Annotated in this window: 12 protein-coding genes; 10 read left to right on the top strand and 2 right to left on the bottom strand. The window is 32.3% G+C overall.

What is annotated here, in order from left to right:
• Positions 1-111 precede the first annotated feature (111 nt).
• The 6 genes from DMB71_RS13220 (at position 112) to DMB71_RS13195 (ending at position 8034) form a co-directional block, all read left to right on the top strand.
• Complete coding sequence (locus tag DMB71_RS13220) at positions 112-405, top strand: DUF4834 family protein (protein ID WP_111366970.1); 294 nt, start codon at positions 112-114, stop codon at positions 403-405.
• 49 nt (positions 406-454) lie between these two features.
• A complete protein-coding gene (locus tag DMB71_RS13215; protein ID WP_111366814.1) occupies positions 455-2908 on the top strand; it encodes a YfhO family protein in 2454 nt (817 codons plus the stop codon).
• Positions 2909-2966: 58 nt separating this feature from the next.
• Positions 2967-4253: a glycosyltransferase family 4 protein gene (locus DMB71_RS13210; RefSeq protein WP_111366812.1), complete on the top strand. Its 1287-nt coding sequence runs from the start codon at positions 2967-2969 to the stop codon at positions 4251-4253.
• Positions 4254-4285: 32 nt separating this feature from the next.
• Positions 4286-5755 carry an oligosaccharide flippase family protein gene (locus DMB71_RS13205; RefSeq protein WP_111366810.1) on the top strand — a complete coding sequence of 490 codons (1470 nt, stop codon included), beginning with the start codon at positions 4286-4288 and terminating at the stop codon, positions 5753-5755.
• A gap of 97 nt (positions 5756-5852) precedes the next feature.
• Positions 5853-7505, top strand: coding sequence for a mechanosensitive ion channel family protein (locus tag DMB71_RS13200; protein ID WP_111366808.1), 1653 nt, complete (start codon positions 5853-5855; stop codon positions 7503-7505).
• Positions 7506-7785: 280 nt separating this feature from the next.
• Entirely contained in the window at positions 7786-8034 is a 249-nt protein-coding gene (locus DMB71_RS13195; protein WP_236940403.1) for a hypothetical protein, read from the top strand.
• A gap of 91 nt (positions 8035-8125) precedes the next feature.
• On the opposite strand, the gene uvrA is transcribed toward DMB71_RS13195, so the two are convergent.
• Complete coding sequence (gene uvrA / locus DMB71_RS13190) at positions 8126-10921, bottom strand: excinuclease ABC subunit UvrA (protein ID WP_111366806.1); 2796 nt, start codon at positions 10919-10921, stop codon at positions 8126-8128.
• Between the two features lie 524 nt (positions 10922-11445).
• Here uvrA and DMB71_RS13185 point away from each other — a divergent pair.
• The 3 genes from DMB71_RS13185 to DMB71_RS13180 all read left to right on the top strand — a co-directional run bounded on the left by DMB71_RS13185 (position 11446) and on the right by DMB71_RS13180 (position 13839).
• Complete coding sequence (locus DMB71_RS13185; RefSeq protein ID WP_111366804.1) at positions 11446-12030, top strand: RNA polymerase sigma factor; 585 nt, start codon at positions 11446-11448, stop codon at positions 12028-12030.
• A gap of 51 nt (positions 12031-12081) precedes the next feature.
• On the top strand, positions 12082-12225 hold the full coding sequence (locus tag DMB71_RS22095) for a hypothetical protein (RefSeq protein ID WP_204251791.1): 144 nt from the start codon (positions 12082-12084) through the stop codon (positions 12223-12225).
• 549 nt (positions 12226-12774) lie between these two features.
• Entirely contained in the window at positions 12775-13839 is a 1065-nt protein-coding gene (locus tag DMB71_RS13180) for a tetratricopeptide repeat protein (RefSeq protein WP_111366802.1), read from the top strand.
• Between the two features lie 112 nt (positions 13840-13951).
• On the opposite strand, the gene DMB71_RS13175 is transcribed toward DMB71_RS13180, so the two are convergent.
• Complete coding sequence (locus tag DMB71_RS13175; RefSeq protein ID WP_111366968.1) at positions 13952-14614, bottom strand: endonuclease III domain-containing protein; 663 nt, start codon at positions 14612-14614, stop codon at positions 13952-13954.
• Between the two features lie 324 nt (positions 14615-14938).
• Here DMB71_RS13175 and bcp point away from each other — a divergent pair, with 324 nt between their 5' ends.
• On the top strand, positions 14939-15391 hold the full coding sequence (gene bcp, locus DMB71_RS13170) for a thioredoxin-dependent thiol peroxidase (protein WP_111366800.1): 453 nt from the start codon (positions 14939-14941) through the stop codon (positions 15389-15391).
• The last annotated feature ends 128 nt before the right edge of the window (positions 15392-15519 follow it).

The following is a 15519-nucleotide window of genomic DNA, read 5'->3' as shown; positions in this document are numbered from 1 at the left end:
GGATTAAAAAATAATAACGCATTTCAAATGTACATATTTTATTATTTATTTAAGATTCATATTTTATTTTTAAGGAATGGATTTATTAATTTTGGAAAAAAATATATAGTTATGCAAGAAGCATCATTTTCAGGTTTGTTTAAAACCATCATGTGGGTTATAGCTTTTTATTACATTTTTAAATTTTTAGCTAGAATCTTTTTGCCAGTATTGGTTAAAAAGGCGGTAGAGAATGCTAGTGAAAATTTTCAAAGACAACAGCAGCAGTATAATCAAGGCAATACATATCAGAACAATCGCAATACAAGTAATAATGATGAAATAATCATTAATACTGCTAATGCTAAAAATCCGCGCGAAACCAAAAAAGTGGGAGAGTATGTCGATTACGAAGAAATAGATTAGATTTGTGTCCTGAAAATTTAGGATTCATTTTAACCCAAACTAGCCAAAATTGAAAATAGTAAATAAGTTCTATCCGCATGCCCTTGTTATCTTGGGCTTTATTTTTGTTTCGTTAATTTATTTTTATCCAGTTCTACAAGGAAAACAAATTTTCCAGTCTGATATTGCTCAATACACCGGAATGGCAAAAGAGCAAAATGACTTTAGAGCAATGGAAAATGCTGAGCCTTATTGGACAAACTCTGCTTTTGGAGGTATGCCAACGTATCAGCTTGGAGCAAATTATCCAAACGATTTTATTGGTAAAGTAGATGACGTATTGCGTTTTCTTCCTCGTCCTGCAGATTACTTATTCTTATATTTCCTTGGTTTCTACGGTTTATTATTGGTTTTAAAAACAGATCCTTTGAAGGCGTTTATTGGTTCAATTGCATTTGGTTTTTCAACTTATATGATTATCATCTTAGGAGTTGGGCACAATGCAAAAGCGCATGCAATAGCCTACATGCCTTTGGTAATTGCTGGTTTTATACTTGTCTTTCAGAAAAAATATATTAAGGGAGGTCTGATCACCATGTTTGCAGTGGCATTAGAAATTAGTGCCAATCACTTCCAGATGACCTATTATTTATTGATTTTCTTATTGATACTTTCAGGCTACTATGCTTTTAACTATATCAAAGAAAAAGATTTTAAGGGTCTTCTAATTTCTTGTGGCGTTTTATTGGTTGCTGGAATTTTTGCTTTAGGTGCCAACGCAGGTAATTTAATGGCAACAAACGAATATGCTAAATATAGCATCAGAGATAAAAGCGAGTTGACTTTTAATCCAGACGGATCTAAAAATGAAACCACTGCATCGATGACTACAGATTATATCACTGAATATAGTTATGGTATTGCTGAGAGCTTAAATTTAATTGCTCCAAGAATTTTTGGAGGTTCGAGCCACGAAAATGTAGGTACAGACAGTCGTATGTACGCATTTATGCTTGAGCAGGGAGTTCCTGCTTCTCAAGCTCAAGATTTTGTTTCGGGAATGCCTACTTATTGGGGAGATCAGCCAATTGTTTCGGCGCCAGCTTACATTGGGGCTGTAGTTTTCTTTTTGGCAGTTTTAGCTTTATTTATTGACGAAAGAAAAATTAAATATGTTTTCCTTACTGGAGCACTTTTCACTTTAGTACTTTCTTGGGGTAAAAACTTCTCTTTATTGACAGACTTTTTTATCGAATATGTTCCTCTTTATGATAAATTTAGAGCAGTATCTTCAATTCAGGTTATTTTAGAATTATGTTTTCCTGTTTTGGCTGTTATGGGATTGCAATCATTCTTTAAAGCTAAAGATGAACCGAAATTACAGCAGAAAGCATTAGTGCAAACAGGAGTTTTTGGTTTAGGAATACTTGTTATTTTACTTATTGCGAAAAGCTTCTTCCATTTTACAGGAATGAATGACAATGCTTATTTGGAAAGCTACGGACCAGGTTTTGTTGATGCTTTAAGAGAGGACAGGATGACCATGTACTATGCAGATTTGTTAAGATCTGGGTTCTTAATTATAGTGACATTTGTGGTTCTTTGGATGTTTGTAAAGAACAAATTCTCTCAAACAACCACTTTAATTGTAGTTGGAATCGTAATGATTTTTGATTTGTTCTTCGTGGATAAAAAATATGTTTCTGCTAAAGATTTTGTAAGCCCAGTTCAGATTGCAGCACCTTTCCAAGAAACACAAGCAGATGCTCAAATTTTAAAAGATACTTCGATTTACCGTGTATTTGATCTTCAAGGACAATTGCAAGGAAGATCTTCATACTTCCATAAAACAATTGGAGGATACAGTGCAGTAAGACCAAGAAGAATGCAGCAATTGTATGATTATCAAATTGCTAAAAATAATCTAGAAGTGCTTAATATGTTGAATGTTAAGTATGTTATTCAAGTAGACAAGGACGGAAATCAAATTCCTGCTGTTAATCCAGATGCTAACGGAAATGCTTGGTTTGTGGAGACGGTAAAACTGGTAAATAAGCCGGACGACGTAATGAAAGCTTTGAATACTTTAGATACTAAAAAAGTAGCGGTTTTCAATGTGCACGAACATGAAAGCAAGTTCCAAAATGCAAGATTGAAGAAAGCATTTGATACAACAGGTACAATTAAGGTTGTTACGTATAAGCCAAATTATATCAAATACAAATCAGAAAATAAAGGAGATGGTTTAGCTGTTTTCTCTGAAATGTACTATAAAAATGGTTGGAACGCTTATATCGATGGTAAATTAACAGATCATTTCCCTGTTGATTATGTTTTAAGAGCTATGGAAATTCCTGCTGGAAAACACACTGTCGAATTTAAATTTGAACCTCAGATTATCAAAACAGGAGGAACAATTACTTTGATAAGTTCAATTGGAATGTTATTACTTTTAGCTGGAGGGATTTATTTTGAGTTCTTTCGCAAAGATTCACAAAGAAGCCACGGAGAGACTCAGAAATAATTAAAAAAAACTTTACGATACTTAGTGTTCACTTTGCGAATCTCTGTGTAATTGGAATATGGAACAAAAAAAACTTTTAATAATTACCTATTATTTTCCGCCTGCGGGTGGGCCGGGAGTACAGCGTTGGCTGAAGTTTGTAAAATATTTGCCAGAATTTGATGTGCAACCCATTGTTTATGTTCCAGAAAACCCAACTTATCCAATTGTTGATGAAGGATTGGTAAGCGAAATATCAGATAAAGTAATTGTTTTAAAGAATAAAATTTGGGAGCCTTATCAATTGGCTTCCATTTTTTCGAAAAATAAAACCAAGAAAATTAGTTCTGGAATTTTTCCGCAAAAGAAAAAACAGACTTTTTTAGATAAGACATTTCTTTGGGTTCGAGGAAATCTTTTTATTCCAGATGCGCGTGTTTTTTGGGTAAAACCATCTGTTTCTTATTTAGAAAAATACATTCAAGAAAATAATATCGATACGATTGTAACTTCTGGACCGCCTCACAGTTTGCACTTAATTGGTTTAGAATTGCAGCAGAAATTAAAAGTAAAATGGTTTGCCGATTTTCGCGATCCATGGACGACAATTGGGTATCATAAAGCACTTCGTCTGTCTTCTTATGCTGAAAAAAAGCATAAAAATCTAGAGCATAAAGTGCTTAATTCTGCAGATGAAATTATTGTAACAAGTAAAACTACAAAAACTGAATTTGAAGCTGTTACCAATAAACCAATTACGGTAATTACAAATGGTTACGATGTTGAAACTGTCGAAAAACAAACTTTAGATACTAAATTTACTTTAGCTCATATTGGTTCTTTCTTGTCTGATAGAAACCCACCATTTTTATGGGAAGTTTTGGTTGAATTACTGCAAGAAGTTCCAGAATTTAAGTCTCATTTAGAAATAAAATTAATTGGAGCAGTGAGCCAAGAAGTTTTGGATGCTATTCAAGAACATCAATTAAATGATTATTTGAACTTAGTGGGTTACGTTTCTCACAAAGAGGCCGTTGCACACCAAAGAAAATCTCAGGTATTGCTTTTAATAGAAATTAATTCTGAAGATACAAAAAGCATTATTCCAGGAAAATTGTTCGAATACATGGTTTCAAACCGTCCAATAATTGCGATTGGACCTCAGGGATCTGACTTTGCCGATATCGTTACACAGACCAATACTGGAGTATTTTTCGATTATTCTGAAAAAGCGAAATTAAAAAGTGTAATTTTGGACTTTTTTAATCAGTTTTTGGAAGGGAAATTGCAATCGCATGGAATTGGTTTACAGCAATATTCAAGAAAAAATCTAACCAAACAATTAGCACAGCTGATTAAAGGATAATCATTAAAATAAATACAATCTAAACTCAAGAAATGGGTATTGTCTTAAATCAGTCTTTTAAAAACACTATAATTACATACATTGGTTTTGGTATCGGAGCCATTAATACATTATATCTTTATCCCGTTTTTCTTGGGGCAACTTATTACGCATTAACTAATTACATTACTTCGGCAGCAAACGTAATTATGCCTTTGTTTGCTATCGGAATGCAAAATACGCTTGTAAAATTTTATTCGCAGTATAAAACAGAAGAAGAAAGAGAGCAATTCTTGTCCTTTACGGCGCTGTTTCCAATTTTAATGTGTATTCCGTTAGGACTTATCGGAATCTTCTTTTACGACGATATAACCGATTTTGTTTCTAAAGAAAATCCAGTTGTTCGTGAGTTCATGCTTCTTATTCCATTTATCGGAATCTGTATGGCTTATTTTGAGATTTTTTATGCGTGGGCAAGGGTTCACATGCATTCTGTTTTTGGGAACTTTATTAAAGAAGTTGGTTTAAGGTTACTTTCGACATTTGCCTTAATTGGTTTGTATTTCAATTGGATTTCATTGGTTGGATTTGTGTACATAACAGCAGGAATCTATTTCTTTGCATTTTTGATCACGATGTTTTATGCATTTTACATCAAAAGACCAAATTTCCAGATTACAATACCTGAAAATGTAAAAGCAGTAATGGAATATACTTTTTACATTATTCTTTCAGGAAGTGTTGCCAATTTACTTCTGGATGGTGATAAGCTGATGTTGAATCAATATATGAAGATCGAGAATATCGCTTATTATTCTGTAGCAACTTATATTGCTTTGGTTATTTCTGTGCCAAGCCGTGCTATGCATCAAATTGTGTATCCAATTACAGCAAAATTAATGCATGAAAATAAACACGACGAATTAAATCAGCTGTATAAAAAAACGTCAATTAATTTACAGATTGTCGGCGGATTTGTGATGCTGTGCATTTTTGTGAATATCAGACAGTTATACGAATTGGTTCCAAAAGAATACAGTGGCGGTATTGCGGTTGTATTTATGATTGGTCTTTCTAAATATTTTGATCTGATTTTAGGAAATAACAATGCTATTATTTTCAATACTAAATATTACCGAATGGTTTTGTATTTAGGATTAATGTTGGTTGTTTTAACTGTGATTTTAAATATGCTGTTCATTCCAGATTTTGGAATTATGGGTTCAGCATTTGCGACACTTTTGTCTATTACATTGTATAGTTTGGCAAAATTACTTTTTGTAGTTAAGAAGCTTGATTTGTTTCCTTTTACAAAACAAACGATTCATTCAATGCTTCTAACCTTTGCGTTGTTTTTACTGTTTTATTTCTGGGAATTTCCATTTTTCCAATTAATCAGTATTGCTTTAAAATCGATATTGGTAACCATTTTATATCTGTATTTGAACTATAAGTTCAAGATTTCATCAGATATCAATAACGTTATTGATTCGATTTTTAAAAAGTTAGGCTTTAAAATTTGATGTGATTTTTCTGTAAAAAAGAAACCAATTTAAAGAATTGTAGCTTTTTTGTTTCTATATTTGTTAGAAAGGATAACTAATTTATTTCTAATTGAATATGAGAATAAAAGTACTTAGGTTATTAGCTTTCTTTTTTGTCTTATTTTCTTTTTCAGTAATTGCCCAGAAAAATAATCTGAAAGCCACTGAAAAAGATTCTGTAGCAGTAAAACTAAAAGGTTATCCTGTAAAGCCTTTTAACGACACACTTTTTTTTATTTATCATAATGTCGGATCTTTTTCTGCAAAAGAACGGGCTCAATACATTACAGATAAAATTAAAAGGTTGTACAATGAGTCCTTTTTTGAAAAAGATTCTATAAAAGTTATTCCTTCTGATGTTTCGATGGATATTGTCTATCAAAGTGATTTGGTAATAATGTCTGTTTTAGAAGCCGATGCAAAAGCAGAAAACACTACGATAAAGGTTATTGCCAATCGTAATCTGGATAAAATTAAAAGCGCAATACTTTTTCAGAATGAAAATTATTCACAATTGCCAAAACGAATTGGCTATACGGCGTTATTAGTTCTTATAATTGGATTAGTCTTATTTTTGACGTCGAGGATTTTTAATTTTATAAAAAAATATATTGTAAAAAACAGAGCAAAGTATTTTAAAGGAGTTCATTATAATTCCATAAAAATATTATCACCAGAGAAACAGCTTATTTTATTGCTTCGAATCTTTAGTGTTGTCAAAATAATCACGCTTATTTTGATAGTGTATCTTTCGCTTCCTGTTCTATTCAGTATTTTTCCAGCAACAAAAGATTATACTACAACATTGCTTAGATGGATTTTAACGCCTGCAAAATCTGCCTTTATGGGTTTTGTTGGTTTTCTTCCGAGCTTATTTACGATAATTGTAATCATCATTATTTTTAAATATTCGATTAAAATAATTAAGTTCTTCTTTTATGAAATAAAATCAGAGAATATTAAGATTAGTGGTTTTTATAGCGATTGGGCATTGCCGACATTCAATATTATTCGTCTTTTGATGTACGCCTTCATGCTGGTGATTATTTTTCCGTACTTGCCAGGTTCAGATTCACCGATTTTCAAAGGAGTTTCGGTTTTTGTTGGGGTTTTATTTTCACTCGGTTCTTCCAATGCGATTGCCAATATGGTAGCGGGTTTGGTTATTACGTATATGCGGCCGTTTAAGATCGGAGATTATATAAAAATTGGCGATGTAAGCGGAGAAGTAATTGAAAAAACAGCACTAGTTACTCGAATTAGAACACCAAAATTTGAAGATATTACGATTCCAAATGCAACCGTTCTGTCTAGTACTTCAACAAATTATTCAGCAAATACAAATCAAGCGACTAATGGATTATTAATTCATACCACAGTAACAATTGGATACGATGTTCCTTGGAAAGACATTCATGCTGCTTTGATTGATGCGGCTTTAAAGACAGAAATGACCGAAAAAGAACCTAAACCGTTTGTACTTCAAACCAGTCTAGAGGATTTTTATGTTTCGTATCAGATTAACGTCTACACAAAAGAACCAACAAAACAGCCACGAATTTATTCTTCGCTTCATCAGAATATTCAAGACTCTTTTAATGCCGCTGGAATTGAGATCATGTCGCCACATTACAGCGCTTTACGAGACGGAAACACCACGACAATTCCGCCAAATTATTTAAAAGAAGATTACGAATCTCCTGTTTTTAATATTAAAAACAAAGGTTAAATAATTGATACCGAGTGATTAAATTTAAAATTTTAACACCTGAATACTTTGTAATTAATTGAATAAAAATTAACTTTATCATGAAAGTTTAGCAGTACTTTGCTCAAAACGTAGTTTTTTTTCTAACAAAACGATTAAATGTAAGTGTTTTTTTATTTTTTAGAATTAAATATTTTTGCAGGAAATTACGAATAAAAGTGTAACCAGAATTAATTGTAGATTAGTAATTATGAAGTACAATCATCTCAGCCATGAACAAAGCATGCAAGTATTTTCTAATATGATATCAAACAAGGTTCATAACGGATTTACTTTAGAAGAAAGGAATGATGAGCTTCTTTTTGCAGTCTTATCTAAAGGCGGAAAAGTGGTAAATCACAGTTTAAATTTTATGATTTTCTGTTTAACTCTAGGTTTGTGGTCATTTGCGTGGCTTTATCTCACTTTTGAGGCTTCAAAACAGAAAAAGATTTTAGTAGCTATTGATGAAGATGGTCTTCCTTTTGAAGAAAGATGTTTAGTAGCTTAAGAACATTAAAAAAAGAGAAATAAAATATAAAGCCATAAATACAAACTAATCAATTGTATTTATGGCTTTGTTATTTAAAAAGGGCTAGATGTTATAATTTATCTTTTAAGTAAACTCCCGTTACAGATTCTTTTACTTTTACAATGCCTTCTGGAGTTCCAGATGCCAATAAATGACCACCGTTTTCTCCACCTTCAGGCCCTAAGTCAAGTATCCAATCGGCACATTTAATTAGATCCAGATTATGTTCGATTACAATTATCGAATGCCCTTTTTCTATTAAAGCATCAAACGAAGCCAAAAGTTTTTTAATGTCATGAAAATGAAGACCAGTTGTAGGTTCATCAAAAACGAATAACGCTTTTTCTTTCGTTGCGCCTTTTACCAGAAAAGAAGCCAATTTAATACGCTGTGCCTCTCCGCCAGAAAGAGTAGAAGAAGATTGCCCTAATTGAACATATCCTAAACCAACATCTTGCAGAGGCTGTAATTTTTGAGTGATTTTAGACTGCTTATTTTTCTCGAAAAAAGCAATCGCATCATCAATCGTCATGGTAAGAATGTCGTTGATGTTTTGATTGTCAAAAGTAACTTCTAAAATCTCTTTCTTGAATCTTTTTCCTCCACAGGTTTCGCATGGTAGAGAAACATCGGCCATAAAAACCATTTCGACATTTATAGAGCCTTCTCCTTTACAAGTTTCGCATCGACCACCGTCAACATTAAAAGAGAAATGTTTGGCCTGATAACCTCTTATTTTTGATAGTTTTTCTTTGGCATACAAATCGCGAATATCATCGTAAGCTTTGATATACGTCACAGGATTTGATCGAGAGCTTCTACCAATCGGATTTTGATCTACATATTCAATATGTTTAATGTGGGAAAAAGATCCTGAAATCTCTGTAAATTGCCCTGCTTTTTCGGCAGCGCTTTCTAATTTTTTCTGTACGGCAGGAAACAAAATTTTCTTAATCAATGTACTTTTTCCGCTTCCAGAAACGCCTGTAACAACAGTTAGAACATCTAAAGGGAAAGTAACATTTATATTTTTTAAGTTGTTTTCGCGTGCGCCGATGATATCAATATGATTTTTGAATTTTCTTCTTTTTTTCGGAACAGAGATTTCTAAGTCACCATTTAAATATTTTGCTGTCAGAGAATCTGACTTTAAAATTTCATCATAAGTTCCTTGAGCGACCAATTTCCCTCCAAAAGTTCCAGCTTCTGGACCAATGTCAATAATCATGTCGGCAGCCTTCATAATGTCTTCATCATGTTCAACCACAATTACAGTGTTGCCAAGATCACGAAGAGAAAGGAGTACTTTGATTAATCTTTCAGAATCTTTAGGATGCAAACCAATACTTGGTTCATCAAGAATATACATAGATCCAACCAAGCTGCTTCCAAGAGAAGTTGCTAGGTTAATTCGCTGTGATTCTCCTCCAGAAAGAGTCGCAGAATTTCTATTCAGTGTAAGATAATCTAATCCAACCTCAGATAAAAAAGATAAACGATTGTTAATCTCTATCATTAATCGTTTAGCAATCTGCTGCTCGTATTGGTTTAATTCGATGTTTTTGAAGAAAGTAACCAAATGTTTGATTGGTAAATCAACCAAATCAGAAACTGTTTTTCCGTTGATTTTTACGTAAGAGGCTTCTTCGCGCAAGCGTTTGCCTTTACAAGCGTGACATTTTGTTTTTCCGCGATAGCGAGAAAGCATTACACGGTTTTGAATCTTATAATTTTTTTCTTCTAATTCTCTGAAGAAATCATTCAATCCTTGAAAATATTGATTTCCAGTCCAGATTAAATCTTTTTGCTCTTCAGTTAATTGAAAATACGGTTTGTGAATTGGGAAATCAAATTTATAAGCATGTTTTATCAATTCATCTTTATACCAGCTCATGCTTTCGCCGCGCCACGGATAAATGGCACTTTCGTAAATTGACAATGCGGTATTTGGAACAACCAAATCGGCATCAATTCCTATGATATTTCCATAACCTTCACAAACTGGACAAGCTCCGTAAGGATTATTGAAACTGAATAAATGAACATTTGGCTCTAGAAAAGTCATTCCGTCAAGCTCAAAATTATTGGAATACGAAAATCTCTTTTCTCCGTTTAGTTCCTGAAGAAAACAAATTCCTTTTCCTTCAAAAAAAGCAGTTTGCACAGCATCGGCCAAACGATTGTAAAATTCTTCTTCTTCCTTAACTACAATACGGTCAATAATCAGTAAAATGTCTTTATTGTCAAATTGATGTAAATCTGAAGCCGAAAATTCATCTAAACGAACCATTTCGTTATCAACCAAAATACGGGCAAAACCTTGCTGTAAGAGCACTTTTAGTTTGTCTTCAAGCTGTCTTCCTTCTTCTAAATGAATAGGAGCAAGGAGAAGCCATCTGCTGTCTAGAGGAAGGCTCTTGACATCAGAAATAACATCTGTAACCGTATTTTTTTTAACTTCTTGTCCAGAAATAGGAGAGTATGTGCGCCCAATTCTGGCAAACAAAAGTTTGATGTAATCGTAAATCTCTGTAGAAGTTCCAACAGTAGAACGGGCATTGGTTGTATTTACTTTTTGCTCAATTGCAATTGCAGGAGCAATGCCTTTAATATATTCTACTTTCGGTTTGTCTAAACGCCCCAAGAACTGACGTGCATAAGACGACAAACTTTCTACATAACGTCTTTGTCCTTCGGCATATAAAGTATCAAAAGCTAAACTCGATTTTCCTGATCCTGAAAGACCTGTAATAACAACCAGTTTATTTCTCGGAATAACCACATCTACATTTTTCAAGTTATGTACCTGTGCTCCTTTAATTATAATATTTGATTTTGGATCTATTTTAGAAAGGTCAATTTGCATAAAAAAGTCAATTTTTACAAAAGTAATCAATTTTGAATTGGATTTAGTTAAGGATTTAGTTCCGAATCATAACTATTTTATCATAATTAGGATACTTTCTGACCAATCTCTTTTTACTTGAAAAATCTGCTTTTAGAATACCAAAAGATGCAGTTTGAAGTCTTTTTTAGAAAATTATCGAGAATTTGTCGATTTATTTCGGGAAAAATTGTAATTTAAATTTAGATTTGATGCAAACATTAAACTTTATCTTACTAATTGTAAGGTGGTTATGTTTGTTTTTTAACATTTTTTGAGAGCTTTTGTTTTACGGATCTTTAGCTCTTTTTACGTAAAATTTATATTTATTATATATTAATAAAAGTTTTACTAACAATAATTAATGATTTTATTTGCTTTTTAAAAGTAAAATTTGTTAAATTTGGTCAAAATATTAACATAACCAAAAAAGATACGCCTATATAAAAAAACTACTTTTTAGAAAATACTCCAAATTTTAAAATAAAACTAAAAAAGTAGTTATTATGGCTGATCTGCATACTCCAGATGCTCTATTAGTAAAAAATTATGTTGACGGTAGCGAAGCTGCTCTGGCAACATTAATAAAAAGGCACGAATCTAAGATATATGGATTTATATATTCTAAGATAGCTGATAGAGATATTTCAAATGATATTTTTCAAGACACATTTATTAAAGTAATTAAAACTTTAAAAAGCAACTCCTACAACGAGGAAGGTAAATTTTTGCCTTGGGTAATGCGTATTTCTCATAACTTAATAGTTGATCATTTTCGTAAAACCAAGAAAATGCCAATGTATAGAGAAACAGAAGAGTTTTCTATCTTCTCTATTATGTCAGACGACGCGCTTACAATTGAAGGTAAAATGATTGTAGATCAGGTAGAACTTGATTTAAAAAAGCTAATCGAAGAACTTCCGGAAGATCAAAAAGAGGTACTTGTAATGCGTATGTATCAGGATATGAGTTTTAAAGAAATCTCAGAAATAACTGGCGTAAGCATCAACACAGCACTTGGAAGAATGCGTTATGCACTGATGAATTTGAGAAAAATTATAGATAAACATCAAATTATTTTAACCAACTAATACTATTTTGATAATTAGCCCGTTATACTAGTATAAAACATTTTTGATAGTATGGGGAAAATTTACTCAAAAAAAGCAATAGCTTCTAAAAATCTTAAACCTAAAAAAGAAGTCGTTTCTTTTTTATTGAATTACTCAAAAGCCTTGACTGTTGTTAAGATTGATGATAAAAATTTTGAGATTATAGCTAACTAAACAGCCCACTGCCTCCCGTCGGATGTTTATAAAAAAAATAAACCAAATGGTCGTTTTGGTTTAAGAACTCACTGTTTGTATATTATATACAAGTAGTGAGTTTTTTCTGTTTAGATTTTCCTGTGAAAAAAATATAAGGTTTTTACAGCATTTTTCTTCTGATTTGTTAAAATTTAATATTTTGACTAGATTTTATGGGTTTGTTTGGTTTTTAATTCTATTTTAGTTAAAAAACTATTTTTTTGTTCAGTAAAAATGCTTTTGTGAAGTGTTATTCGCATTGATGAAATAGTTTGAGTGAAAGAATTAGGAAAACAAAATACTAAGAATTAAATAATTAACCCCAAAACAGATTGTTTATGAAGAAAAACTACCCTGCATTATTTTGTTAAGTTTGATGTCATTTGATTTTTTGAGAGACTATTTGGACCAGCAGATGTTACTCATGAAATAGTAATAAAGATAATTTTCAAACCAGTTTAATTGTCTTTTTACTGTACCTCAAAACAAATTAAGAAAATCATTTAATCACCAAAACTTAACCGCAAAATGAAAGATAACATTAAAGTGTTGTCATGCTTATTACTTATAAGTATTGGCGCATTTGCTCAGAAAGACAAAATTAAAGAAGCACAGTCTTTGTTTGATAAAGGAAATAGCCAAGAAGCTTTGGCAATTTTAACCAAAACCGAATACCTTATTCTTAACGCATCCGATGAAGATAAATCTGATTACTACTATTTAAAAGGAAATGTACTGAAAGATTTAGCTGTAAAAAATGTAGATGCAGCTAATAATTTTACCTTGGCATCTCAATCATACCAAGACGTATTCTTGTATGAGAACGAATCAGGAAAATTTAAATGGACTATTAAAGCTAATATGGCTTTAAAAGACATGAAAGCCAGTCTTGTAAATGGTGCAATGGCAGATTTTAATGCCGGAAAATTTAAAGAAAGTGCCGAGAAAAGTTATAAAGTGTATTTATTCGATAAGAAAGATACTATCAATCTGTATAATGCTGCATCTTCGTCTATAAATGCAAAAGATTTCAACTCAGCCGTTACTTATTATGAACTCTTGAAAAAGATTAATTTTTCTGGAAAAGGAGTTCTGTATTATGCTACAAATAAGAAAACAAAAGAAGAAGATGCCTTTGTTTCTCCAAAAGCTAGAGAATCAGCAATTCAGCAAGGATTTTATGAAAAACCAAGAACAGAATCTGTGCCTTCTAAAAAAATAGAAGTAAACAATAATCTTGCTTATGCATACCTAGAAAGAAAAGAGTATTCAAAGGCTGAAACGGTATATAATTATGTTTTAGAATTGAATCCAAATTACGTAGATGCCTATATTAATTTGGCTTATTTGAAACTGCAAATAAAGAAAGATTTGGCTGATGAAATATCTTCATTAGGGACTACTCCAGCAGAAATGCAAAAGTACGATAAGCTGAATGCCAGAAAAGATGATATTACAAGAAGTGCGATTCCGTACTTGAAAAAAGTGCTTACGCTTGAACCGAAAAATCCAGATGCAACAAAAACATTGCTAGGTGTTTATAGATCGCTTGATATGAATGCGGAATATAATGCTCTAAAAGCTGGAATGTGAATGAATTAGGTAATGAGAAAATTTGATAATTAGAAAATTTCTACACATTCTGAACAATTGTCTAATTTTCTAATTGGCACATTAAAGCACAAAGATCTTTAATCTTTGTGCTTTATTTTTTTGAAACTGTTTTTTCTAATTCTTCAATAAGAGATTTTTTACCAACAGTTTTTGTTATAATATCTTTTTCTAGATTCCATCCGCGTGCTGGAGAATATTCTCTGCCGTACCAAATAATCTGCAAATGCAAGTCGTTCCATAATTCTCTCGGGAATAATCTTTTGGCATCTTTCTCAGTTTGTGCTACATTCTTTCCGTTAGACAAATTCCATCTGTACATCAATCTGTGAATATGTGTGTCAACAGGAAAAGCAGGAACGCCAAAGGCTTGTGACATTACTACACTTGCCGTTTTATGTCCAACCGCTGGTAAAGCCTCAAGCGCTTCAAAACTTTGCGGAACCTCGCCATTATGCTTTTCAATCAAAATTTCAGATAACCCATGAATCCCTTTCGATTTCATTGGTGATAAGCCACACGGACGAATAATTTCTTTGATTTCCTCAATAGACATCTTCACCATATCATACGGATTGTCTGCCTTTGCGAACAAAAGAGGCGTAATCTGATTCACTCGAACATCAGTGCATTGAGCAGAAAGTAAAACCGCAATCAAAAGCGTATAAGGATCTTTATGGTCAAGCGGAACAGGTATAGTAGGGTAGAGTTCTTTTAAGGTGTCGATAACAAATTGTACGCGAGCTTCTTTATTCATTTCCGTATTTTTAATTCCGTAAAAATAGTATAATTTTAATGATGTGCCTAATTCAGCTTTCCGTTTCAACTCCTCATTATGCTAGCAACATTTTTAAGTATTTAAAAGAGCTTCCGTTGGTCGCTTTTTAAATACAAAAAATGTAAGCTATCATAATTCCGGGGTTTTCACTGCAATCTGGGGCATGAAAAAAGTTATGATTATAAGTTATGAATTATAAGTTAATGGGTTAAGAGTTGTGAGTTAAAAGTTATCTTTGTGAATAATCTGAAATCAGCAATCCAGAATCTAAAATCTAAAATCAACAATCTAAAATAAAAAGATATGACAACATTAAAAGCAGGAGATAAAGCGCCCAATTTTTCAGGAATAGACCAAGACGGAAAAACGCATAAACTGGCAGATTACGCTGGAAAAAAACTAGTAGTGTTCTTTTATCCGAAAGCTAGTACTCCAGGATGTACAGCAGAAGCTTGTGATTTAAGAGATAATTTTCACCGTTTTCAAGCCAATAATTATGAGCTTCTTGGAGTAAGTGCAGACAGTGCAAAAGCACAAATTAAGTTTAAAGAGAAATACGAATTGCCTTTCCCATTAATCGCAGACGAAGACAAATCGGTTATTAATGCTTTTGGAGTTTGGGGACCAAAGAAATTCATGGGAAGAGAATATGACGGAATTCATAGAACTACTTTCATAATCAACGAAAAAGGAATCATAGAAGAAGTAATCGAGAAAGTAAAAACAAAAGAACATGCTTCTCAGATTTTGAAATAGCGTTTTTTGTTTCCGGTTTCAGGTTTCAAGTTGCCTGTTGGGACTTGTATTTTAACCGCAAAGCACGCTAAGATATGCGCAAAGTTCGCAAAGCTTTATATAGATTAAGCTTTGCGAACTTTGCATTT

This window comes from Flavobacterium tistrianum (genome assembly GCF_003254545.1).
In the GTDB taxonomy this organism is placed as follows: domain Bacteria; phylum Bacteroidota; class Bacteroidia; order Flavobacteriales; family Flavobacteriaceae; genus Flavobacterium; species Flavobacterium tistrianum.
The sequence above is the reverse complement of the archived record's forward strand: the minus strand, read 5'-3'. Positions and strand labels throughout refer to the sequence as shown.